Annotated in this window: 23 protein-coding genes and 4 tRNA genes; 18 read left to right on the forward strand and 9 right to left on the reverse strand. The window is 42.7% G+C overall.

Features of this window, described 5'->3' with window-relative positions; all coding sequences use genetic code 11:
• Positions 1 to 8: 8 nt before the first annotated feature.
• The 5 genes from ACLGGR_RS05310 to ACLGGR_RS05330 are packed head-to-tail and all read right to left on the reverse strand — an operon-like array spanning position 9 to position 5,462.
• Positions 9 to 917 carry an isochorismatase family protein gene (locus tag ACLGGR_RS05310; protein WP_323649405.1) on the reverse strand — a complete coding sequence of 303 codons (909 nt, stop codon included), beginning with the start codon at positions 915 to 917 and terminating at the stop codon, positions 9 to 11.
• 18 nt (positions 918 to 935) lie between these two features.
• Entirely contained in the window at positions 936 to 2,555 is a 1,620-nt protein-coding gene (locus ACLGGR_RS05315) for a (2,3-dihydroxybenzoyl)adenylate synthase (protein ID WP_410972635.1), read from the reverse strand.
• Positions 2,556 to 2,579: 24 nt separating this feature from the next.
• On the reverse strand, positions 2,580 to 3,761 hold the full coding sequence (gene dhbC / locus ACLGGR_RS05320; protein WP_410972636.1) for an isochorismate synthase DhbC: 1,182 nt from the start codon (positions 3,759 to 3,761) through the stop codon (positions 2,580 to 2,582).
• A gap of 26 nt (positions 3,762 to 3,787) precedes the next feature.
• Positions 3,788 to 4,573, reverse strand: coding sequence for a 2,3-dihydro-2,3-dihydroxybenzoate dehydrogenase (locus ACLGGR_RS05325; RefSeq protein ID WP_410972637.1), 786 nt, complete (start codon positions 4,571 to 4,573; stop codon positions 3,788 to 3,790).
• 4 nt (positions 4,574 to 4,577) lie between these two features.
• Entirely contained in the window at positions 4,578 to 5,462 is an 885-nt protein-coding gene (locus ACLGGR_RS05330) for an alpha/beta hydrolase (protein WP_251216258.1), read from the reverse strand.
• Between the two features lie 533 nt (positions 5,463 to 5,995).
• Between ACLGGR_RS05330 and ACLGGR_RS05335 the strand changes: the two genes are divergently transcribed.
• Positions 5,996 to 6,214 (forward strand): hypothetical protein, encoded by a 219-nt coding sequence (locus ACLGGR_RS05335; RefSeq protein WP_410972638.1) that lies wholly within the window; start codon positions 5,996 to 5,998, stop codon positions 6,212 to 6,214.
• 144 nt (positions 6,215 to 6,358) lie between these two features.
• Here the strand turns inward: ACLGGR_RS05335 and ACLGGR_RS05340 are convergent, their stop codons facing one another.
• Positions 6,359 to 7,216, reverse strand: a complete 858-nt coding sequence (locus ACLGGR_RS05340; RefSeq protein ID WP_410972639.1) for a hypothetical protein — start codon at positions 7,214 to 7,216, stop codon at positions 6,359 to 6,361.
• 108 nt (positions 7,217 to 7,324) lie between these two features.
• Here ACLGGR_RS05340 and ACLGGR_RS05345 point away from each other — a divergent pair, with 108 nt between their 5' ends.
• The 6 genes from ACLGGR_RS05345 to ACLGGR_RS05370 all read left to right on the forward strand — a co-directional run bounded on the left by ACLGGR_RS05345 (position 7,325) and on the right by ACLGGR_RS05370 (position 13,488).
• Positions 7,325 to 8,281, forward strand: a complete 957-nt coding sequence (locus tag ACLGGR_RS05345; RefSeq protein ID WP_410972640.1) for a DUF4885 family protein — start codon at positions 7,325 to 7,327, stop codon at positions 8,279 to 8,281.
• A 258-nt stretch (positions 8,282 to 8,539) separates the two neighbouring features.
• On the forward strand, positions 8,540 to 9,904 hold the full coding sequence (gene dnaB / locus ACLGGR_RS05350) for a replicative DNA helicase (RefSeq protein WP_003214779.1): 1,365 nt from the start codon (positions 8,540 to 8,542) through the stop codon (positions 9,902 to 9,904).
• Positions 9,905 to 10,034: 130 nt separating this feature from the next.
• Positions 10,035 to 10,448, forward strand: coding sequence for a VOC family protein (locus ACLGGR_RS05355; RefSeq protein WP_095410016.1), 414 nt, complete (start codon positions 10,035 to 10,037; stop codon positions 10,446 to 10,448).
• Between the two features lie 255 nt (positions 10,449 to 10,703).
• Positions 10,704 to 11,993, forward strand: a complete 1,290-nt coding sequence (locus tag ACLGGR_RS05360) for an adenylosuccinate synthase (protein WP_034283601.1) — start codon at positions 10,704 to 10,706, stop codon at positions 11,991 to 11,993.
• Positions 11,994 to 12,130: 137 nt separating this feature from the next.
• Positions 12,131 to 13,264 (forward strand): DUF418 domain-containing protein, encoded by a 1,134-nt coding sequence (locus ACLGGR_RS05365; protein ID WP_410972641.1) that lies wholly within the window; start codon positions 12,131 to 12,133, stop codon positions 13,262 to 13,264.
• 14 nt (positions 13,265 to 13,278) lie between these two features.
• On the forward strand, positions 13,279 to 13,488 hold the full coding sequence (locus ACLGGR_RS05370) for a hypothetical protein (protein ID WP_095410012.1): 210 nt from the start codon (positions 13,279 to 13,281) through the stop codon (positions 13,486 to 13,488).
• 29 nt (positions 13,489 to 13,517) lie between these two features.
• Here ACLGGR_RS05370 and ACLGGR_RS05375 read toward each other — a convergent pair whose 3' ends face one another.
• On the reverse strand, positions 13,518 to 14,042 hold the full coding sequence (locus ACLGGR_RS05375) for a peroxiredoxin family protein (protein WP_034283595.1): 525 nt from the start codon (positions 14,040 to 14,042) through the stop codon (positions 13,518 to 13,520).
• 342 nt (positions 14,043 to 14,384) lie between these two features.
• Between ACLGGR_RS05375 and ACLGGR_RS05380 the strand changes: the two genes are divergently transcribed.
• From ACLGGR_RS05380 to ACLGGR_RS05430, 11 genes are all read left to right on the forward strand, one after another.
• Positions 14,385 to 14,460: transfer RNA gene (locus ACLGGR_RS05380), tRNA-Lys, on the forward strand.
• Between the two features lie 6 nt (positions 14,461 to 14,466).
• Positions 14,467 to 14,538 (forward strand) — tRNA-Glu (locus ACLGGR_RS05385).
• Between the two features lie 82 nt (positions 14,539 to 14,620).
• Positions 14,621 to 14,697 (forward strand) — tRNA-Asp (locus ACLGGR_RS05390).
• 27 nt (positions 14,698 to 14,724) lie between these two features.
• Positions 14,725 to 14,797: transfer RNA gene (locus ACLGGR_RS05395), tRNA-Phe, on the forward strand.
• A gap of 347 nt (positions 14,798 to 15,144) precedes the next feature.
• Complete coding sequence (gene yycF, locus ACLGGR_RS05400) at positions 15,145 to 15,852, forward strand: response regulator YycF (RefSeq protein WP_024424030.1); 708 nt, start codon at positions 15,145 to 15,147, stop codon at positions 15,850 to 15,852.
• A gap of 7 nt (positions 15,853 to 15,859) precedes the next feature.
• Positions 15,860 to 17,698 carry a cell wall metabolism sensor histidine kinase WalK gene (walK, locus tag ACLGGR_RS05405; protein WP_075621380.1) on the forward strand — a complete coding sequence of 613 codons (1,839 nt, stop codon included), beginning with the start codon at positions 15,860 to 15,862 and terminating at the stop codon, positions 17,696 to 17,698.
• Positions 17,688 to 19,067, forward strand: coding sequence for a two-component system activity regulator YycH (gene yycH / locus ACLGGR_RS05410; protein ID WP_251216251.1), 1,380 nt, complete (start codon positions 17,688 to 17,690; stop codon positions 19,065 to 19,067). Before walK ends, yycH begins: the two co-directional genes overlap by 11 nt.
• Complete coding sequence (locus ACLGGR_RS05415) at positions 19,054 to 19,917, forward strand: two-component system regulatory protein YycI (protein ID WP_323649380.1); 864 nt, start codon at positions 19,054 to 19,056, stop codon at positions 19,915 to 19,917. Before yycH ends, ACLGGR_RS05415 begins: the two co-directional genes overlap by 14 nt.
• Positions 19,918 to 19,923: 6 nt before the next feature.
• A complete protein-coding gene (locus ACLGGR_RS05420) occupies positions 19,924 to 20,718 on the forward strand; it encodes an MBL fold metallo-hydrolase (protein WP_024424026.1) in 795 nt (264 codons plus the stop codon).
• A gap of 78 nt (positions 20,719 to 20,796) precedes the next feature.
• Entirely contained in the window at positions 20,797 to 21,987 is a 1,191-nt protein-coding gene (locus ACLGGR_RS05425) for a S1C family serine protease (RefSeq protein ID WP_410972974.1), read from the forward strand.
• Positions 21,988 to 22,055: 68 nt separating this feature from the next.
• A complete protein-coding gene (locus tag ACLGGR_RS05430; RefSeq protein WP_251216249.1) occupies positions 22,056 to 22,520 on the forward strand; it encodes a GNAT family N-acetyltransferase in 465 nt (154 codons plus the stop codon).
• Between the two features lie 40 nt (positions 22,521 to 22,560).
• Here ACLGGR_RS05430 and ACLGGR_RS05435 read toward each other — a convergent pair whose 3' ends face one another.
• Positions 22,561 to 23,442: an ABC transporter ATP-binding protein gene (locus ACLGGR_RS05435; protein ID WP_410972642.1), complete on the reverse strand. Its 882-nt coding sequence runs from the start codon at positions 23,440 to 23,442 to the stop codon at positions 22,561 to 22,563.
• Complete coding sequence (locus ACLGGR_RS05440) at positions 23,443 to 24,132, reverse strand: ABC transporter permease (protein ID WP_142946056.1); 690 nt, start codon at positions 24,130 to 24,132, stop codon at positions 23,443 to 23,445.
• Positions 24,133 to 24,152: the final 20 nt, after the last annotated feature.

Below are 24,152 nucleotides of genomic sequence, written 5' to 3' on the forward strand. Positions count from 1 at the left end.
TTCCTCCTTTACAAGTAATCGATATTTGGGATAGATGGCTGTTTTTCTGGGAAAAGAAGAGTCCGCCAATGAGCGAGCGTTGGATTTGCTGCAAGCTCAACGAAATTGATGGTCGCTCCTTGCTGCCTCCACTTTTCCGCTAGGCTCATCATTCTAATTGAATCAAGCCCAAGGTAGACGAGATTCTCGTCAAGCGGTATTTCATTCGGCTCGATTTGTAGATACTCAGCTACTTGTTGAAGTATGGCCTCAAAGGATAGGTCATCACTGTCTGCTTCCTGTCCTGTTAAACGACGAATGATTTGGTTTGTTGTTGTGGTGACCGCACAGCGTTCAGCTGCGTAGGTCATCGCCATTTTGTGATGCTTAAGTGAAAAGTCAGCGACGGCATCGGCGACAAAAAAAGTTTCAATATCGAGCATGAATGCTTCTGCGGCTGTCAGCATACAGCCAATATGTGCATATACGCCAGTAATGATCAGTTGATCACGCCCGCTTTCTTGAAGGATATCCAAAAAATTAGATTTTTTGAATGCGCTATAACGCCATTTTGTCAGCATTGTATCTGCCTCAGATGGAGCAAGCTGATCAATGATTTTTGTCAATGCTTCATCATCACCAAGTCCAGGTCCCCAAAAATCTGTTAATAAGGCACGATCCTTCGGGTCTTGGTCACCAGGTTGCGCTGTATAGACGACGGGAATGCCAAGTTCATTGCATGTATCACGTAATTGTTGAATATGCTGCACTAACTCTGTGATCGGTGATGTATCTTGTTGAAATGCATTTAAAAAATATTGCTGCATGTCATGTATCAGCAGAACAGCACGTTTCGGATCTGGTATCCAGTTCACTTTATTTTCGGGTAAATCTTGTGTGCTTGGCATTGGATATGCAGGAATAGTAGGGATTGCCATGGTTTTCACTCCTCTTTTTTATACGTTGGCAGTATGGATTGCAGCTAATTCTCTTAATGCTTTTTTACTGACTTTGCCTACACCTGTTTGTGGGAACGCATCGATCCATTCAATGCGGTCAGGAATTTTATAGGCTGCGAGCCCGCGTTCTCTTAGAAATGATTTTAAGACGTGCGGTGCTGGTTTGTTGTTTCCTTTCGCAATGACAAAGGCACATGAGCGTTCGCCAAGAAATGGATCTGGCATAGACACCATGGCGGCATCATGAATGTCAGGATGGGCAAGTAAATGGTTCTCAACTTCTTCAGCGGCAACCTTTTCGCCGCCACGATTGATTTGATCCTTGTCTCTGCCTTCTACAACAACATTTCCTTCTTTGGTTAATCGCACGATGTCACCTGTTCTGTAAAAGCCATCAGGTGTAAATGCTTTTTTGTTTTGTTCATCGGCTTTATAGTAGCCGCGAATCGTATAAGGTCCTCTTGTTAAAAGGTGCCCCGCCACTTCATGCGGGACGGGCTTGTCCTCATCATCAACCACTAGTACCTCATCATATTCAGACATCGGGCGTCCTTGTGTATGAATAATCACGTGTTCAGGATCATCTAATCTGGTATAGTTGACCAGACCTTCTGCCATGCCAAAAACTTGCTGTAACTTACATCCAAGTGTAGGCGTCACTCGTTTTGCTGCTTCAGCACTGAATTTAGCACCACCGACTTGTAAGACTTCAAGACTCGACAAGTCATCTGATCGATGAGGAGCGGCCTCTAGCCAAATCAATGCAATTGGTGGAACGACAGCGGTAATGGTCGCCCGTTCTTTTTCAATGAGTGGAAAGACGACATCAGGGCTTGATCCAGGTGCAAGAACGACTCTTCCGCCTGCGTATAACGTCCCAAGGACGCCAGGCGAGCTTAATGGATAGTTGTGCGCAACCGGAAGTGTAGCTAGGTACACACTATCTTGTGTGAGCTCGCACACCTCATTGCTTTTCCAAAGACTATAAATATAGTCATCATGTGTACGAGGAATAAGCTTTGAAAGGCCTGTGCTGCCTCCAGATAACTGAAGAAACGCAATATCGCTTGCCTCTACATGAATTTGAGGATCAAGTGCTGGGTCCTTGCGCAGATCATCCAAGTCAAGGAACTCCTCAGCTTCCCCTGCAACAATGACATGAGGTAATGAGGGAAGCTTTTCTTTCACTTGACGTGCGAGTGATCGATAATCAAAGCCGCCATCGATATCTGGTATGACATATGCGTCTGCTTCGGCAAACTCAATAAAATAAGTGATTTCACTGCTTCTATGAGATGGCAGCGAGAAAACGGGTAAAGCACCGATTCGAAATAAAGCGAAAATGACTTCAAAAAAAGCAGGAATGTTAGGAAGCTGTACGACTACTCGACTTCCCTTTTGAATTCCAAGCTGATGAAAACCGGCGGCAAGACTGCTGACACGCTTATCAAGTTCTTGGTAGCTCATATGCGTATCAGCGTATGTAATCGCTGTTTTATTTCCTAACGATGCGGCGCGTTCACGAAGCATACCGCCAAAGGTTTCCCCACGCCAACAGCCGTTTTCACGGTAGCGTTTTGCAAATTCTTCTGGCCATGTAGGTGGTTGAACAAACATGTTTTTGTCATCTCCTATGTATTTTTATAGCTGATGGATGCCCATCGCACGAAGCATCGTGTTAAATTTTGCAGATGTTTCGGCTAGCTCTTCTTCTGCCTTAGATCCTTTGACCACTCCTGCACCAGCAAAGAGGCGGAGGGATTGACCCTCAGCTTCTGCACAACGAATGGTGACAATCCAATCACCATCACCATTTGCATCTGCCCAACCGACCATTCCTGTGAAAAATCCTCGATCAAAGGGTTCAATCGCTTGAATGGCTTCACGTGCATCTGCTGTAGGAGTTCCGCATACTGCGGGTGTTGGATGAAGGCTAAGCGCCAAATCTATTGAGGACACACTGTCATCTGCTAATTCTCCTTTTACGACAGTCGATAAATGCCACATCGTTTCAGTTTGTATGACGGATGGTGATGCAGGCACATCTAGTGTATGACAGTAAGGAGAAAGCGCTTTAGTGACAGCTTCAACAACCACTGCATGCTCGTGTAAATCCTTCGCTGAAGTAAGGAGTTCATCGTGGCGACGCTTGTCCTCTACTGGATCCGAACTGCGCGGCCGGGAACCAGCGAGTGGATTGGAAATTACAGATGAACCGGTTTTAGAAAGGAGCAGCTCAGGGCTTGCCCCAAGAAGTGTGCGCTTTTGGGAAGACTTCGGATCAGCTACATTTGCAGCAAATGTATAGCCATTTGTATTATGTCGAGCCAGTCGTTCGAGTATTGTTTTCGTAAGAATGTCTTGATTTGATTTGAGATGCAGAGATCGAGAAATGACGATTTTGCTAAGCTCTCCTTTTTCAATTTTAGCTAACCCTTCGTTCACACCATTCATGTAGACTTCAGGAGAAGGGACAGGTGTCACCTCATAGGATGGTGATGTCACTTCTGATTCCTCATCACCTTGATGAAATTCGAGTGGATCACTAAACTGTACATGGACTGGCACATTTAAACGAACGGGTTGCGCCGGATCAAACGGAACAGCACCAGCAACAATCGGTGCTTGAATACCAGCTTGTTTGGCAGTCTCAAAAACATGGGCTACCTTTGTGGATAGTTCATTTAGTTGATTGGTTTCAATATGCTTGAATATCCCTTCGGCAAGTATTGTGCGTTTAGGGGAAGCAAGGAAAAAAGCGCCTGGCTGATAGTCTTGAAGCAACTGTACTTTTTCTTTTGACGACAATAATGAATGTTTCATGAAAAGGCCTCCTTTTGAATGAAATGCTAGATTCCGAGTGTTGCGCCGCCATCAATCGTGAGATTCTGCATCGTAATATGACTTGATTGCTCAGATGCAAAGAAGATTACTGCATCAGCGATGTTTTGAGGATCAGCGATTTTTTGTAAAGGAATACCGGTTTTATACGTCTCTAATGAACCTTTAATCACCTGATTTTCTCCTTGTTCATCAGGCCATAAAGCCCATTGCATAGGTGTTGCGGTAGAGCCAGGGGAGACGACGTTGCACCTGATTCCATAGGCAGCCAGTTCTAGTCCAAGCGTTTTTGTAAATGAAGTAGCTGCTGCTTTTGAAGCGGCATAGGCAGCCATATTCATTCTAGGAATGGCACCTGCGTTAGAGCTGACGGTCACAATGACCCCTTCTGATCTTTTTATCATGTATTTGGAGACAGCTTGAGATACGTAAAACACACCATGTGTGTTGACTGCGAAAGTTTGCTTCCAGTCATCTGCACGAAGCTGGTCGATAGAACCCATTCGAAGAATGCCTGCTACATTGACCAGTAAATAAATGGGACCAAGCTGCTTTTCAATTTGATCGACAATGTGCTGAACAGATGCTTGATCGGTTATGTCACCTGGATAGGCAAAGGCACGTATGCCTTCATCATTCATTTGCTGGACGGTGCTTTGCAGCTGATCTTCATTTAAGTCAACTGCTGCAATAATCGCACCTTCTTCGGCTAGTCTTTTTGCGACTGCTTGTCCAATACCCTGTCCTGCGCCTGTGACAAGGACAATTTTTTGAGATAGACCACTGTGTTTCATGTGTTCACTGCCTTTCCTTCATGTCTGTGGTTGTGAAAGGATCATCATGATAGAGTGCAAAACGAAAAGCGTCATTCATCAGCACCGGTAAAACGGACGTATGTCCTTCTTTAGGGAACTCGTGATAGGCTGTATGCAAGCCATATGAGGATAAAGGCAGCATACGATTTGCTAGTGAATTTGCATGATCATTCATTTGACACGGATGATGTTTTTCTAACTCACCTACACCTACAAGCAGCCTGACATCCATAGGCACCTGACGTATATGATTGGTGAATTGGTGTTCTTTTTCTAGAAATAATTTTTTGTTCCAGTGGATAGAAGGACTGCCTGCAATATATGTCTGATAAGCATCAGGGTGCTCAAATAGTGTGTGTAATACAAAAAGACCGCCAAGAGAGTGCCCGAACAGTGTTTGACGACTCTGGTTGATCGGAAAGCGCTGCTCGATATAAGGCTTTACAATCTTTTCTAAAAAAGAAAAGAACGCAGAGGCGCCGCCATATGTATGGGTGGAGAAATCCTTTCTTTTGCCACCAATGGAAGCGTCAGGGCCGGTTAGAGTGAGATCATAATGCCTGAGCGGATGATAGGGCGCTTCTGTCTGATAGCCAATTCCAACAATGATGGCAGGTACAACACCTGTTTTTTCGGGTCTTCTTGACTGTAAACGAATGGCTTCGACCATTGTGCCAAAAAGTGAATTCCCATCAAGCACGTACATGACTGGAAAACCAGCCGCTGGAGGAGTAGTATTCGGTTGAAATATAAAAAGTCTGTATGGGTGTGCTGTGATATCCAGTTGCTCCGTCCCAGGTATAAAAAAAGGACGACTTTCTCCGAAAAGAGAATCCTCAGTACCCATTCCTTCAGGGCGTTTGGACATGTGTAAAAAATCCCCTTCCTCAAATTGACTCTCATACGATGATAAAAGCAGGCTTGCGGATATAGGATGAGTGTAGAGCTTGAAGAATGGTTCCTTCAAATGAAAATGATTCTCAATTATCACGCAAGCAAATCAAATGATAATAGTTATCAATTATGAAGTCAAATGTTCATTAAGTTGTGTAATTGACAATTGAATTGAAATATTCAGAAAATAAAGGACTAAATAACTACCAATTGACTGGAAATAGAGTATGGCGGACCGTGTGATTAAAAAAGAGGAAAAATGCCAAAAGACCTTGACCGTCTCGGGATATTTACCATTTTCTTCTGTTTTATTCAGGAATATATATAGGTTTTTCTACTTGAAATTATTTTGAGGAAAAATAAGTCTATAGACCTTCATGTATTTTTAGGAAAAAAGAGGAGATTTTTTAAAAAGATGGTGATCATATCTCACAACTTATTCAATATCATGCGTAAATTCATATACAATTTTCTAAGGAAGACAAGATCGAAGGGAATGTAGGCAGAATGAAAACCCCATTAGGAAAGCTGAGGCTGAAATTGCTTGAAAATCAGCTCAAATTGAAAAATTCGTTTACAGTGGAAGAATATCTTGAAATGAAGCAATCATTACATGAAATACGGATGACATTTGCGGCCTATGAACAATGGGATTTATACCAGCGGGCCACCGATTTGATCACCATCCTCCTCTTTCAACACGCCCTCCAGCAAAAACACCATTAACACTTTCACTTTTTATGAGCAGCGTATTTCTTATGGAAGGACGGTGCTGTTTTATGAGTGGTGAAATATCATATAGCATCAAAAATGCGTCAATTAAAAAAGTAAGGGATGTCCCCTTACTTTTTGTCTGCAAACCCCATTCAATTAGAATCCATCTGTGACATCATATTCGTAACGGATATCGGCTTTGACATTGCTCATAGTAGATCTCGCTGTAGCTTTTGCGTTGTACTTAAAGCTCCATTTTTGAGCGACTTTTAATTGATCTTCCAGTGAAATACGATAAGACCCACTTGTTGCCGATGAAAAAAGTGATTCGTTCCAAATCTTGTTTTCATCAGCCATCAGTTTGTGTGTGACATTTCCTTGGTTAGGTGTTTGGGTACTAGTTGTCGTAATTGATTTTACGATAGCATTGTTAGGAATAGAAGAATTGGTCGTTAAATCCATTGTAATGACAGAAGAATCAACTCCTAAAAAATTTAAAGAAGAATTCCCCAAGTTGGTAGCAGTCCCCGTAAAATTGAATGTCCCATTCCCAGATTTGATACGATCTTGAATGGAAACAGTAAAGTACATATTCCCTGTATATGTACCACGGGTCACTTTCACAAAATAAGTCTCTGAAGTTGAAGTAACGTCACCAGTATTTGCAAAAATAAACGGCGTTACTGAATCAGGGTTAATGACTCTTGATCCTGGCTTAGAACTCTTCGAATTATACACCTCGATTTTCATCCCTGTATATTGTTTATCATATGAACTTCGCACATAAACCCTTTCACCCTTATTGATCGTGAACTGATAATACGCTTCATTTTCACCTTCAGGTAAGATTGTCGTGTCTGAACGACTACTTTTCCAATATCCCATTGAACTTGCTGTGTTAGGACTGTTATTCCCTGTAATCGCTGCTTCTGCTGAATTAGGTGCAAAAAGACTAGTAATAAGCACTAATACCAATGCAGGTAATAAAAAAAGTTTGAAGATAGTATTTGTCATATTTTAACCCTCCTTGTAATAATTTCTATATCGGATCAAAACTAACAAATTTTAACTGAATTGCCGATATATTTAATAATCACTAATTTTTTAAAAAGGAGAATCAAAATGAATATTAATACGTCGTACACGGCAGGTGCTTCAAACAATCAGAACCAAATAGACTATAAGGGTCAATCAGCTATTAAAAGTACAAATGAGGTGATGACCGAAGCTGATAGACGAATGAAATTATTAGATGAAAAATACGAAAAAATAAATGAACAAAATAAACGTTTCGAAAATCCTCATGGGCATATACACGATAAGTATCGAAATCCACGCTCTCCTTATTTCAGGAGTGATCTAACTAAAGTAGAAAGAGAAGCTGCATATACGATGGAGATTGGCTGGGCTAATTCTGGAAAAGGAGGTCAATATGACTTTAATGATGCCATCTTCCGTAATGAAAAACGGTACGATCCTACCCAAGAAAGCGTAGAGAAAAAAATATTCAATCGGCAAAAGGTAAACGAACAATTACAAGATTTGTTCTCTAAAAACGGTATAACCATTCCTAAAAACACAAATCTCACTTTCACCATTGACCCGAATAATTTTAAATTAGTAGTGAGTGGTTCAAAAGATGAATCGCTGATGAAACAAATAGAAGACTTATTAAATACAAGCAACAATACAAGAGAACTATTTTTCCATATTATGAAAAGTAGAAATGATGATTCTACTCAATTCACACCTGATTCTCTTGCCAAATTTCACCTTGTTAATCAAATAAAAACCGTCACAGGCTACAATTTGAAAGACTTAAACATTGTAAACGGTCAATTTGTAACGGATAACGGTACCAATATTTTTGATATATACAAAGAAGAACTTCTTAAAAATCCATACACAGCAGAAAATGCAAGAATTGCCGCTTCACATTACGGTGCACAGCTATTTGATCTAGCGAAAAACGGGTTTGATTCTATTCCAGATTTGGTGTTATCTATTGGTTACCAAAACGGCTCTTTACAAGACATTGGGCAAAAAGAAAATTATGGAGTTAAGAAAACGATAGATTAGAAAAACGCACCCGAACATGCCATGTTGGAGCGCCGAACTCATGTGTGAACGACAACAAATCCAAATTCCATTAGCGATACAGAAGGACTCTATAACAATTTATGTTACGGGGTCTTTCTTATTGAAGTGCGTTGTTCCACTGTTCAACGAAATATCCTCATGGTAATTTTGACTATAGTTGATGTTTTTCACTTTTTTATTGATGAAAATGTTAAAATGATGAGTAGCGTATTTTTATATGAAAGGACGGTGCTTGGCATGACGGAACTTCTCGATGACCGGCTGCCGCCGCAAAATATAGAAGCCGAGCAGGCCGTATTAGGTGCTGTTTTTTTAGAACCATCCGCGCTAACGCTCGCTTCTGAGGTATTAATTCCAGAGGATTTCTATAGAATGTCGCATCAAAAGATTTACAATGCGATGCTTGTACTTGGCGATAGAGGGGAACCGGTCGATCTTGTCACGGTGACATCTGAGCTTGCCAATACAGATTTACTAGAAGAGGTAGGCGGGATTTCGTATTTAACCGATATTGCGAACTCTGTCCCAACTGCCGCAAACATTGAATACTATGCAAAAATTGTAGAAGAAAAATCCATTTTAAGGCGTCTGATCCGTACGGCGACAACCATTGCACAGGATGGGTACACGCGTGAGGATGAAGTAGAAGACCTGTTGAGTGATGCTGAAAAGACCATTATGGAAGTGGCGCAGCGTAAAAACTCAGGAGCCTTTCAAAACATTAAGGACGTTCTTGTTCAAACATACGATAATATTGAACAGCTTCATAACCGCAAAGGCGATATCACAGGGATTCCAACGGGTTTCTCTGAGCTTGACCGGATGACAGCTGGATTCCAGCGAAATGATTTAATCATTGTAGCGGCTCGTCCATCAGTAGGGAAAACCGCCTTCGCATTGAACATTGCCCAAAATGTCGCGACCAAAACGGACGAAAGTGTCGCCATCTTTAGTTTAGAGATGGGTGCGGAGCAGCTCGTCATGCGTATGCTTTGTGCAGAGGGGAATATTAATGCACAGAACCTAAGAACCGGTAATCTGACAGAAGAGGACTGGGGCAAGCTGACAATGGCGATGGGTTCGCTGTCAAACAGTGGGATTTTCATTGACGATACACCTGGGATTAGAGTAAGTGAAATTCGCTCGAAATGCCGCCGCTTGAAGCAAGAAAATGGTCTTGGCATGATCCTGATTGACTACTTGCAGCTCATTCAAGGAAGCGGACGATCAAGCGATAACCGTCAACAAGAGGTTTCTGAAATCTCTAGGGCATTAAAATCGCTGGCAAGGGAGCTTGAAGTTCCGGTTATTGCTTTGTCTCAGCTTTCACGTGGGGTAGAGCAGCGTCAGGACAAACGTCCGATGATGTCCGATATTCGTGAATCAGGAAGTATCGAGCAGGATGCCGATATCGTGGCATTCCTTTATCGTGATGATTACTATGACAAAGAATCAGAGAATAAGAACATTATTGAAATCATTATTGCCAAACAGCGTAACGGTCCAGTTGGTACAGTATCACTGGCGTTCGTCAAAGAATATAACAAATTCGTCAACCTGGAAAGAAGATTTGATGATGCGGGTGTTCCGCCCGGTGCTTAAAGCCCAGCTCAAGAAGCTGGGCTTTTTTTGATTGATCTACATCGAAAGAATGATTGAAAAAACAATCAAAAAGAGGAGGAGAGGAAAAAAGAGAGAGCGTATACTAAAAGGAGAAAAGGAGTGAAGACTGATGAAATTTCAACAGTTTGAAGCCGCTCAATTACGTATCGCACGCCCAACCGTCAACATGAAAGAGGTTGTTTCCTTTTATGAAGAAGGCTTAGGGCTCAAACGAATAGGCTCATTTGATCAGCATGAAGGGTACGATGGTGTGATGCTCGGGCTGCCTCACCAGCATGTTCATTTAGAAATCACCAAACATGAAGAAGAAGACAGCCTGCCTGTCCCGCATCCAGAACAGCTGCTTGTTTTCTATATTCCGGATGCAGAGGAATTTCAGCAAATGAAAGAGAGATTGATCTCATTTGGCGGACGGCATGTCACCTCAACGAATCCATACTGGGACCGAGGAGGAGCAACCATTGAGGACCCAGATGGGTATCGAGTTGTACTGATGAACACAGATGGTATTACACCCGTTTAAAAAAGACTCCCATTGTTGGGGGTCTTTTTTATGTTGATGAACAGCTGGAAACGATAAAAAGTTGTTTTTGCTCAAAATCTCCATTTTTAAGCACTGGAAAAGTGATTAAAGCGCTTTTCTCTATATTTAAAACGAACAAAATTCGATTTCGAGATATTAATGTTCGGATTTCACGTTGACTTTTTCGGTGTGCATTGATAAAATAAATGTGTTTGAAAGAGATAACGTTTTGAAAGGTTAACGGAGGTGCACGATATGTCTTCAGTAGTCGTAGTAGGTACGCAGTGGGGTGACGAAGGGAAAGGGAAAATTACCGATTTCCTTTCAGAAAATGCAGAGGTGATTGCCCGTTATCAAGGGGGAAACAATGCAGGTCACACGATCAAATTTGATGGAGTGACTTATAAGCTACACCTCATTCCATCCGGTATTTTTTATAAAGAGAAAACTTGTGTCATCGGTAATGGAATGGTGGTTGATCCTAAAGCGTTGGTCACTGAGCTTGCGTATCTTCACGAACGGAATGTGAGTACAGATAACCTCAGAATCAGCAATAGAGCCCATGTTATTCTACCTTACCATTTAAAATTGGACGAGGTAGAAGAGGAGCGGAAAGGGGCTAACAAGATCGGCACGACGAAAAAAGGAATCGGGCCAGCCTATATGGACAAAGCAGCCCGCATCGGTATCCGCGTCGCAGATCTATTAGATCGTGAAGTATTTGAAGAGAAGCTTGCACGTAATCTAGAAGAGAAAAATCGTCTTTTAGAGAAAATGTATGACACAGAAGGCTTCAAGATTGAAGATATTTTAGATGAGTATTATGAATATGGCCAGCAAGTGAAAAAATATGTCGTAGACACATCTGTTGTTTTGAATGATGCACTAGATGAAGGCCGCCGCGTGTTATTTGAAGGCGCACAAGGGGTCATGCTTGATATCGATCAAGGAACATACCCATTTGTGACGTCATCTAACCCAGTAGCTGGAGGCGTGACGATTGGTTCTGGCGTAGGACCAACGAAAATTCAACATGTGGTTGGCGTGTCAAAAGCGTACACTACACGTGTTGGAGATGGCCCATTCCCGACAGAACTTCATGATGAAATTGGCGATCAAATTCGTGAGGTTGGCCGTGAATACGGTACGACAACTGGACGCCCGCGCCGTGTTGGCTGGTTTGACAGTGTTGTTGTCCGTCATGCGCGCCGTGTGAGCGGAATTACAGATTTATCTCTTAACTCCATCGACGTACTGACAGGGATTGAGAAATTGAAAATCTGTGTCGCTTATAAATTGAATGGAGAAATCACAGAGGAATTCCCAGCAAGCCTAAATGAATTAGCGAAATGTGAGCCTGTCTACGAAGAAATGCCAGGATGGACAGAGGATATTACAGGCGTGAAGAACTTAAGTGAGCTGCCTGCAAATGCCCGCCATTATTTAGAGCGCATTTCACAATTAACAGGTATTCCACTTTCCATTTTCTCAGTCGGACCAGATCGTTCACAAACGAACGTTGTCCGCAGCGTGTACCGTCCATAAGAATAGATTGATGAGGCACCAGTAAAATGACACATTTTACTGGTGTTTTTTTGTTTAAATATTTCTTAATTTCAGTAGAGCGGGCTTCCGGTCATTACCAAAATATGATAACTGTATAGGAGGGAAGGAGCGTTCTAGTGAAAGAAAGAATACGATTATTAGATATTTTACGAGGTTTTGCCATACTAGGCACCTTGGGAACGAACGTCTGGTTTTTTGCGTATACAGGAGATACCTTTGCAACAGACCAGATTGCGGATGAATATGAAAATGGCAGTTTTCTTGAAAGTCTTGTCTCTATGTTCGTTTATGGCAAAATGTTATCACTGCTCACAATCATGTTTGGTGTAGGGCTAGAGCTGAAATACCAGCAGGCGAAAAGAAAAAATACGCCTTGGCCGGGTACATATTTGTGGATTCTTTTATTCTTATTTATTGAAGGCTTTGTCCATTTTGCGCTCGTGATGGAATATGATGTGCTCATGAGTTACGCTGTCACGGGTTTACTTGTGGCTTATATCGTTCGTGGAGGGAGCAGGCGCATCAAAAAGGGTATGATTTTCTCAAGTGTGATTCATCTGCTTGCCATGTCATGTCTGATGCTGTACTCCCTCTCTGAAATGGAGTCAGCGTCCGATGATCAAAGCGGTGAACCGGCGCTGGAAGAACAGCTGCCAGAGACATGGATCTCGCAGGTTCAAGAACGATTACAATACTTTTTCATGTACCGAGAAGAAGCGATCTTTATCATTCCAATGAACACATTTCTGTTTTTATTAGGTGTGCGAATGATGAGAGCTGGTGTATTTTATGCAAATGAACGCGGACAATCTCTCCGGCAAATATTGTTCCGAATCGGACTGTGGGTTGGTCTACCGCTGAATGCACTAGTCTTCGTTCCGAACGATCTAGTGGAATTTGTGGTGCGCTACGTCTTTTCACCATTCCTCTCTATTTTCTATATAGCTGTCATTGCGAAGCTCCTCGCACGCAAGGAGTCATGGTTCATATGGACTTGGTTTGAATATGTAGGAAAAATGGCGCTTAGCTGCTACATCCTGCAAAATGTCATCTGCTCCATTCTTTTTTATAGCTGGGGATTGGGTCTCGGCGGTCAAATCAATGCGCCCCTGATTGTATTGGCATGGCTGTTGATTTCACTTCTGCAAATCGCGATTTCAGCATGCTGCTTAAACCTCTGGGGAATCGGGCCAATGGAATATATCCGTTCACGGGCACTTCGCCGGGTGACGATGAAAAAAGCATCATAAAGGGGATAGACACAATGTTTTTTAAAAAAATGACGAAAAGAGAACAAGCGAATACACATAAAGCAGCTGTAACAGCATTTGTCTTTTATCTTCTCGCATTAGGAGGGCATGCGCTGTACATGTATTTCCAGGGTAATAAACCACCCGTCACTTTTGTCATTCTCATGGCGGGTCTCTTTGTTTTTTTCACCGCAGATTGGCTATATAATAAAAAGCGTTCATAAAAAAAGCCCTCATCACGAGGGCTTTTTCCTTACTTCAGGCTTTTATATTGGCCTTTTAAATTTTTACGGATGTACTGGATGATTTTGCGTAGTTCGTTGGCGTGCGGTCTGCCAAACGGACTTGTTTGTCTTTGCTGATAGAGCACTTGCCCTTTTTCATTTAATAAGAAGTAGGCGGGTTCACCGTGCACCCCGTGGTCTTCATATGGGGCATCTTCCCCGTGATAGTGGACTTCATATGCTTTTAATGACGTGAGATCATGGTCATACATGATCGGGAAGGACAATCCCTCTTTATCCGCAAATGCCTTCAAGTCATCAGGGTTATCTGTTGAAATCGCCATCAAGTGAATATCCTTGTCCTGAAAGTATGATTGCTGCTGTTCGAGCTCTTTTAACTCTTCTACACATACCGGACACCAAGATCCTCTAAAGAAAACGATCAGGTGCCAGCTTTGATGCTCCTCTAAATGTTTGTCGAAATCAATGTGTTCGCCCTGTATTGTTGGAAGTGAAAAGTTGGGCATTTTATCTCCTAATTTGAATGAACTCATACTGCTTCCTCCTTTTTCAATGACAATGTCACTTGTTTCATGTATAGCCATTTTTGAGCGGCCTGAAACGTGCCTATGTGCTTGAGTAGGCAGAGGTCACCCGAAAAGGCGTATCAAATGAAGGCGGTTGCAGAAGAGGAGGCTTTGAAAGGAGAAATGAAATCCGACACTTTTTTTAAAAAAATGTCGAAAAACGTATTGCCATATGTAATTACTCTATGATATTATAAATCTCGTTGTTGCAAAGGTCTCTGAAACTTGTTAGGATGCGATGTTCCAGCTTTTTTAAAGCGATTGGTTTGGCGCAATACAGCTTCTTCAGATTCACTTTTCACAAGCCGAGAGCCATTAGCTCAGTTGGTAGAGCATCTGACTTTTAATCAGAGGGTCGAAGGTTCGAGTCCTTCATGGCTCACCATGTATTGGCCCGTTGGTCAAGCGGTTAAGACACCGCCCTTTCACGGCGGTAACACGGGTTCGAATCCCGTACGGGTCATTGATTTACTTTAGCGTTAAGCTAATTTTTTCCTCACTTGCTTGAAGGAGCACCACGATTGCTTTTTCGGGCAAGTTACTGAGGTCCGGTAGTTCAGTTGGTTAGAATGCCTGCCTGTCACGCAGGAGGTCGCGGGTTCGAGTCCCGTCCGGACCGCCATTTATACATATTCATCTTTTTGATGATGGCTCGGTAGCTCAGTTGGTAGAGCAACGGACTGAAAATCCGTGTGTCGGCGGTTCGATTCCGTCCCGAGCCACTTCCAAACGCATCTGCAATCGCAGGTGCGTTTTTATTATGAAAAGAAGGCATAAAAAGGGAGAAGCCGGACCTAGGTAGGGCCCGGCTCCATAAGAAGAAGACGTTACATCTATATAGACGTCTGGTGATTGGAAAAGTTTCAATAAAAAAGGAAAAAGTCATCAATTTTTTTGAGCGGCGCCTTCCTATCCAACGTTTACTAGTAAAGAAAGCCGTTATTATTTTTATCTTTGCCTCGTAAAACGTTATAATAGACAGTGAGCCTTTTTTCCGCAAACGGAAAAGGCGTAATGTGAGATGCAAAATGGAATGACATAGATGCTAAAAATGCAGGAGGAAATCACAATGGAAAAAAAGATTCTTGTCGTAGATGATGAAAAACCGATTGCTGATATATTGGAATTTAATTTAAGGAAAGAGGGCTATGAGGTTCATTGTGCTTATGATGGAAACGAAGCCCTTGAAATGGTAGAAGAAATCAAGCCGGACATTATTCTGCTCGACATTATGCTGCCGAATAAAGATGGTGTTGAAGTATGTCGTGAAGTGAGAAAGAAATATGACATGCCGATTATCATGCTGACAGCAAAAGACTCTGAAATTGATAAAGTCATCGGCCTTGAGCTTGGTGCAGATGATTATGTGACGAAGCCTTTCAGCACGCGTGAGCTGCTTGCCCGCGTGAAAGCGAATTTGAGAAGACAAACCGCTGCTCCGCAGACGGAGGAAGAATCTGAATCAAATGATATTGAGGTTGGATCACTTGTTATTTATCCAGATGCGTATGTGGTGTCTAAGCGTGAGGAAACGATTGAATTGACACACCGTGAATTCGAACTGCTTCATTACTTGGCGAAACATATCGGACAAGTCATGACACGTGAGCACTTGCTGCAAACTGTATGGGGCTACGATTACTTCGGAGATGTCCGTACAGTAGACGTCACAGTCCGCCGTCTTCGTGAAAAGATTGAAGACAACCCTAGCCACCCGAGCTGGATCGTGACAAGACGAGGCGTCGGCTACTATTTAAGAAACCCAGAGCAGGACTAAGATTCTTATGAGTAAAGTAGGTTTTTTTCGCTCGATTCACTTCAAATTGACCTTGATTTACGTGCTGCTGATCATCGTCGCCATGCAGATCATTGGCGTGTACTTTGTGAAGCAGCTAGAGCAATCCTTAATTAATTCATATGATAATTCCTTGAATCAGCGAATCTACTCGTTATCGTATTACCTAGAACAAGATTCATCGAAAAGCAAGGCAGAATTAAAAGAGGATGCTCAAAAGATATTAAACGATTTTAACAACAAAGATGAGTCTAATGAAATCTCTGAAGTCAGCTATATTGACGAAAGCAGAGAGGTCATTGCCTCTGTAAATAACGGCAGCCAAGAGATTGCCGGCAAGAAAATCACTGATCAAATCATTAGCCGTATTTTTGCGGTTGGCAAAGACTATGAGAAAAAATTCTATGACCCTGAGTCAAATAAAAGGGTGCGTATTTCTGCGACAGCCGTAAAAAATGAGAACCAAGAGACCGTTGGTGTGATTTATGTTGTGTCTTCAATGGAAAGTGTGTTTAACCAAATGCGAACCATTAACACCATTTTAGCAACTGGGACACTGATTGCACTTGGGACGACTGCTCTACTTGGTATCTTCATCTTCAGAACGATCACTCATCCTATTTCAGATATGAGAAAACAAGCGATTGAGCTTGCCAAAGGGAACTTCTCCAGAAAGGTCCGGAAGTATGGGCATGACGAGATTGGCCAGCTTGCGACAACCTTTAACCATCTGACGAGAGAGCTGGAGGAAGCTCAGCTGATGACGGAAGGTGAGCGGAAAAAGCTTTCTTCTGTCATTGCCTATATGACGGACGGCGTCATCGCAACGAATCAAAACGGTGCAATTATTCTATTAAACAGCCCTGCATTAGAGCTGTTAAATGTTACACGTGAAACAGCACTAGAAATGCCGATTACGTCCTTGCTTGGCTTAGAGGAAACTCATACCTTTGAAGATTTAGTCGAAAATCAAGATTCCATGCTGATAGAAATTGAACGCGAAGACCAGCTGTCTGTATTGCGTGTGAATTTCTCCGTCATTCAGAAAGAGCATGGGAAAATTGATGGTTTAATTGCGGTCATTTATGACGTCACAGAGCAAGAGAAAATTGATGCGGAACGCCGTGAATTCGTCGCGAACGTATCGCATGAGCTGCGCACACCGCTGACAACGATGCGAAGCTACCTTGAGGCGCTGGCTGAAGGTGCGATTGGTGATAAAGAGCTTGCGCCAAGATTCCTCAGTGTTACGCAAAATGAAACTGAGCGCATGATCCGGCTTGTCAATGACCTGCTGCAATTGTCTAAGTTCGACAGCAAGGATTATCAATTCAACCGTGAGTGGACGAACTTTATCAGGTTTATCTCGCTCGTCATTGATCGTTTTGAAATGACGAAGGAGCAGCATGTCGATTTTATTCGCAACCTGCCGCAGCGTGAAGTATATGTGGAAATCGACCAAGATAAAATTACACAGGTGCTCGATAATATCATTTCCAATGCCATGAAATACTCACCAGAGGGTGGACACATCACGTTTACCGTTGATCTGGATGAGGAGAAAGGCCTTGTGTTATTCAGCGTGAAAGATGAAGGAATCGGTATTCCGAAGAAGGATATGGATAAAATCTTTGAACGTTTTTATCGGGTAGATAAAGCAAGAACAAGAAAGCTTGGCGGAACCGGCCTTGGTCTTGCGATTGCAAAAGAAATGGTTCAAGCTCATGGCGGAGATATTTGGGCTGACAGCATTGAAGGAAAAGGGACAACGGTGACCTTTACCCTTCCGTACAATGAAGAACAAGAGGATGATTGGGATGAAGCGTGAGACCTTTAAAACCATAATTTTGACAATCCTAATTGCGATCAGTCTTGTATTTACGTGGAATATCTGGATGTTCCAGCCCGTCATGCAGGATCAGGCAGATAGTGGCACACAGGTCGTGGAAACGAAGAAGATTTCAAGCGACGAGCCTAGAAGTCTCATTGATGTTGTGAAGCCGCGCGAGATGTTCATCCATTCAAATGGGGAGCATTTTAAAGTGGATCAAAAGGAACTCTTTCAAAACTTTTGGAATGATGTGAGCCTTTGGGATGTCAAAGAGATTAATGATGTGTCAGATCAATATTCCGAGCAGAAATTTAAGAATTTCTTCTATGGACGCGAAGGACAAGGGAAGACTTTGGATCTTGTGTTCAATGATCCGATTCCGATTGATATATTCCAAGCGCTCTTTAAATGGCCGAACAAGTCCATTGAATACAACTCGTTTGATCGGATGATTGTGCCGTTCGCTCAGCAGGATAAGGCCAATAAGAAAGTGTATTTGGTCTCATACAGCAAGGAGACGGTGCTTGAGCTGACAATTGAGTCCGCCAACTACCGTAATCTAATGGACAGTATTGCAGCCGCTCAAAACGAGATGCCGCGCTACGATCTTTATACATTCTCAACGAATTCTAAACGAGATTTCCTTCTTCCGAGAAAGCAAAAGCAGCTTGAAGCAAAAATGTTCTTTATCGAAACGATTAAGACAAACAAATTCAAAGACGCTTTGTTTACGGATCCGAGCCTTGTCGGTGAGGAATCTAATTTAAACCGGACGGTGTACACAGATGGCACAAGCCGCCTTGAAGCCAATCAAAAAGACCACCGCATTCAATATCAGCATCGCAATATCAATTCCAGCACTGTTTTCCAAACGGGGGATTTGATCAAGCGAAGCGTGAAATATTTCAATGATACGGGAAGCTTTACTGATGACTATCAATACTTTGGCATCAACAGCAACCAGCAGCTGTCCTTTAATATGTTTATGGACGGTCTGCCGATCGTCAACAGTACAAAGCATCCATTTGGGATGACCTCCCTTGAAGTCCAATGGGCGAATGATGACATTTTGAATTACAAGCGTCCAAACTATATTCTTGGCAATAAAGCGAGTCAAAGTGAACAGGTCAAGCTGATGAACGGGACAGAGCTGAAGGACTTGATCATCAAGCAGACGAAATATGATGACTTGGAGAAAATTGAACAGATTTTCCCTGCATATCAAGCTGCTTCAACCGCATCAGATCAAGATCAAGCGATGTTTGTCTGGCTGGAGCCTGTATGGTGTATGAAGTATAACGGCAAAACCGTGATTCTATCGAATGATCTTTTGACAGAGGGGAGCGAGAATCATGGAGTGGAATAAGACCAAAACGATCTTTATCCTAGCCTTTCTCGTTCTCGATATCTTTCTAGGTTTTCAATACTTTGAAAAACGGTCAACCGATCATTTTGCGATTATCGAAAAAACGGATACGCTGGAAGAAATGAAGGCAGACGGGATCAAATATGGCAATCTATCAGATGAAGCGAAGATTGGATACCGCATTACAGCTGAAAAGAAGCAATATACGAAAAAGGATGTCGACGGATTAGCTGATCAAAAGGCGAAAAGCACATTCCCAAAAACAGACAAAGATGATCCTGTCACGCTGCTTGAAATGACCTTCAACAAGCCAGTTGCCTTGCCAAAAAAGGATATCAAAACAGCGGCGACGAACCTTGTAAACCAGCGTTTGCTGGATGGGAAGAATTATAAGCTGTGGGATATAGATGAAGAGACAGGGAAAATCGTCTTTTTCCAAACGTATAAAGGGAAATACATCTTCCAAGAAGGCCTTGATGACACCGAAACTATCGGGCAAATCACCTTAAATCTCAACGATCAAAACGAAGTCGTCTCATATCAGCAGTCGATGGTAACATCGATTAATGAAGTGAGAAAAGAAACCCTTGTCCCAGCACTTGAAACCGTGAAGGACTTATATACGCAAAATATGCTGAGTCAAAACACGACCGTGAAAAAGGTAGAGCTTGGCTACTATACGCAATACCCTGGGGCCAGCACGCAAGTCATGGTTCCTGTATGGCGGGTGGAGCTTGAAGGCGTATCAGCAGGTTCAAAGAAAAAGACAGAGGAAGAATATTTGATCAATGCCATCGATGGTTCAACACTTGATCATATAGAGAAAGATGACAAATCTTCAATGGAGTGAGAGAACATGAGCTTGCAGTTCAGTGTACTAGCGAGCGGAAGTACGGGGAACGCTTTTTATTTAGAAACAGACGAGCATGCCTTTTTGGTGGATGCTGGTTTAAGCGGCAAACAGATGGTCGAGCTGCTTGGCCAAATCGACCGCAAGCCTGAAGACTTGGACGGCATTTTTGTGACACACGAGCACTCCGATCATATTAAAGGGCTTGGTGTCATGGCAAGAAAGTACAAGCTTCCTGTCTATGCAAATGCGAAAACATGGAAGGCAATGGAGTCTCATATCGGAAAGATTGATACAGAGCAGAAATTCCATTTTGATATGGAGACCGTTCAATCCTTTGGCGGCCTTGATGTCGAGTCATTTGGCGTCTCACATGATGCGGCAGAGCCTATGTTTTACGTGTTCCATTATGGAGGGCGCAAACTTGCCCTCATGACAGATACAGGCTATGTGAGTGACCGCATGAAAGGCATTATTAAGTCAGCCAATACATTTGTGTTTGAGAGCAATCATGATGTCGGGATGCTGCAAATGGGCCGATACCCATGGAGCATTAAGCGCAGAATTCTGAGTGATGTCGGACATGTATCAAATGAAGATGCTGCTCTTGCGATGACAGATGTCATTGGAGATGCCACCTCACGCATTTACTTGGCTCACTTGAGTCAAGACAACAACATGAAGGATTTAGCCCGTATGGCGGTCCAGCAGACGCTTGAAATGAAGGGCTTTGTTGTGGGGGACGGCTTTGATTTATTTGATACGGACCCGAAAAAAGCAACCCCGCTTTGCGCCGTATGATTTTTATAATCGTATGATTAAGATAAGAGCTTCTTACCAACACTATATACATCATCTATTCACTGAAAGGAAGGAAACATAGTGGATTATCGCGATGTAGAGTGGAAGCCGAGACGAAGCAGAAAAGGATATTTTCTTTCTGGTTTGATCGGTGTATTGGTAGGAGCTTTTTTAATGGGATTCTTTTTCCCCTATGTATCTGGACAGAGCGGCAGTCCCTTTGGATGGCAGCAGAACGGTGATGGACAAACATCTCAGGACCCTTTAAAGACTGTGAATGTAAACGTCAATGATGCTGTCACGAAAGTGGTGTCTAATATGTCAGATACGGTGGTCGGCGTCATTAATATCCAAAAGTCGAGCTTTTGGGAGGAAGGCGGAGAAGCAGGCAGCGGGTCAGGTGTGATCTATAAAAAAAAGGGTGACACGTTTTATATTGTCACAAACCATCACGTCATCAAAGGCGCCAACCAGCTTGAAGTGAGCCTCCATGACGGGACAAGAATTAGTGCCAATCTTGTCGGCAGCGATCAGCTCATGGATTTAGCAGTTCTCACTGTCAAAAGTGATAAAATCAAGAAAACGGCAGCCTTCGGTAACTCAGATCATGTGAAGCCGGGTGAGCCAGTCATCGCCATTGGAAATCCATTAGGGCTTGAATTTGCAGGCTCTGTCACACAAGGAGTCATTTCAGGCACGGAGCGTGCGATCCCTGTGGACTCAAATGGGGACGGACAGACAGATTGGAATGCAGAAGTACTGCAAACAGACGCCGCCATCAATCCTGGAAACAGCGGTGGTGCCTTGATCAATATGGACGGAAAGGTGATCGGCATCAACTCAATGAAGATTGCTGAATCAGAGGTAGAAGGAATCGGGCTGTCTATTCCGGCGAATCTGGTCATCCCTGTCATAGAGGATTTAGAGCGCTACGGAGAGGTAAAGCGTCCGTATCTTGGCGTCGGCATGAAATCATTAGCGGATATTGCGAGCTACCACTGGCAGGAAACATTGAAACTGCCATCTAAGGTCACATCTGGGGTGGTTGTCATGAGTGTTGAGCCGTTATCTCCAGCAGGAAAAGCGGGACTAAAAGAGCTGGATGTCGTGACCTCCTTTGATGGCAAGAGTGTACAGAATATCGTAGATCTTCGTAAGTATTTATATCAAAAGAAGGTCGGCGACAAGGTAAAGGTGCAATTTTATCGAAGCGGAAAGAAAAAATCAGCAGAGATCAAACTTTCTCAAACCGACCGATATGGCGGCTAACCAGTTCCAACTAGGAACTGGTTTTTTTTGCATGACTGACATATGATGAAGGAAAGGGGGCGGTACGATTGGTTACACTACAACGGATGTCACAAACTGATTACGATGTATTGATGGAGAAAGCCATTCAGCGGTACGCGGAAGAAAAGGTACTCGCAGGGACATGGGAGAAGGAAGAATCACTTGCGAACGCAGAAGAACAATTTGACAGGCTGCTTCCAGAAGGTCTTCAGACAGAGCATCATGAGCTGTGGAATTTCTTAAACGGAGATGAAGCGATAGGCTGGGTTTGGCTTTGCTATGACCCGAATCACCCACAGCACGAAGGGTTTATTTATAACTTTATTTTGTTTGAAGCTTATCGAGGAAAAGGCTTTGCAAAGCAGGCCATTGCTGCATTAGAGGAGCAGGCAAAGTCATTAGGTGTGCAAAAACTCTCTCTCCATGTCTTTGCTCACAATCAAATCGCCCGTTCGCTTTACGAGAAAACGGGATTTGAAGAAACCGGTATTTATATGAGTAAACCTTTATAAAAAAAGAAGAAGTACCGTGCAGAAAGCGTACGGTACTTTTTTATGAGGACAGCATGGCATCCTGAGCCGTGACTCTGTATAAATCGACTTTGCACTTCACAAAAGCGCGGATGATCGCTGGAACTTGAGCTTCTGAACGAATTAACAATGAGGTCTCGTCATCACTGATCACAAGATCTGTTCCGACAGTTTGTAGGTACTGCGTGAGAACAGGTTTCACCTCATCATCAATCCATGCATGCTTGAAGGTTGCACGTATGTTTGAGGATGTGATGGTTTTCTCTTGAGGATGAGTATGTGGGGACACTAATTTTCCTTCAGAAATGAATGCAGTTTTGGTACAAATACTATTGGTGAACCTTGGGCGGTCAGCTGTTAAAAAGACGGTTTTTCCTTCATCTTTTAATGTTTCAATGACCCGCTGGATGTGCAAGATCGAATCTGCATCAATATCGGCAAAAGGCTCGTCAAGTAAAATAAATTCCGGCTGATGGGCGATGGCCTGCGCCATTCCGAGCCGCTTTTTCATACCAGGTGTAAAGGCACCGACCTTCTCCTGATGATAGTGATGTAAACCGACAAATTCGAGCAGTTCTTCATAATCACTTGTTTTCTGGCGTGTTCCGGTGATTTTTGATAAATAGGCAATATGCTCAAGAGCCGTGAGTCCTTCATATAAATCCGTATATTCAGGCAGAACACCGATATGCTGTCTCACTTTTTTTAGCGAAGGCTTATTCATCACTGTAAACGTACCAGAGGTAGGGCGGGAGATGCCGGTAATGATATTGAAAAACGTCGTCTTACCAGATTCCTTTGGTCCAATGAGTCCGAAGATATCGCCTTGATTGACATCAAGGTTAATTTGATCTATTGCGACTTTTGTACGATATTTTTTTGTGAGCCCTTTTGTATGAAGCATCTACACATCCCTCCTTTGAAACAGCAGTGCAGTTCCAATGAGTAAGATAACGGTCAATGCCGTGTTCATTAGGACATAGGTCAGCGGTTCACTCCAGCGCGCATAATAATAAGGCGTCATATATTGGAACCAATGAATCATTCGTTCTGAAGAAAGAACAGAAATCAAACTGACGATTGGGAAAAGAAAGGAAAATAACATGCCGACAAACATTGATTTCTGTGGTGTTGGAAAGAGCATGGACAAAAATAAAGCACATGAGATACCGACACTGATAAAGGTTAAGATTTTTAAGGCATCTGAGAAAAGAAAACGGTGTGAAATCACCATATTCAGGACGTATGTCGTCATAATACAGCTAAGCCAAAACAGCATCAGTCCAAGATATTTCCCGATGATAATGTTCAAACGGGTTGTTTTACTGACGAGAAATCGAATGGTTTTCAAGTGAATTTCGCGGCTCAAAATATCATGAGACAACAAAAAAATAAGGAAGAAACCAAATAAAGAAATCACCAGTTCATTCCCAATAGAATAAGGATCCTTTGCCAGCTCCCATTTTTCCTGATGAACAGCGATAAACGGAAGACTCGAAACAAAAGTAGATAAAATGAAAATAATAACAATTGTTAAAATAGATTTTGTGCTTTTGAAGAGCTGCTTAAACTCATTCATACAAATGGTCCACACACGCTGTACCTCCCTTCACC

Origin of the sequence: Bacillus sp. BD48, assembly GCF_046566805.1 — a bacterium.
Classification (GTDB): domain Bacteria; phylum Bacillota; class Bacilli; order Bacillales; family Bacillaceae; genus Bacillus; species Bacillus safensis.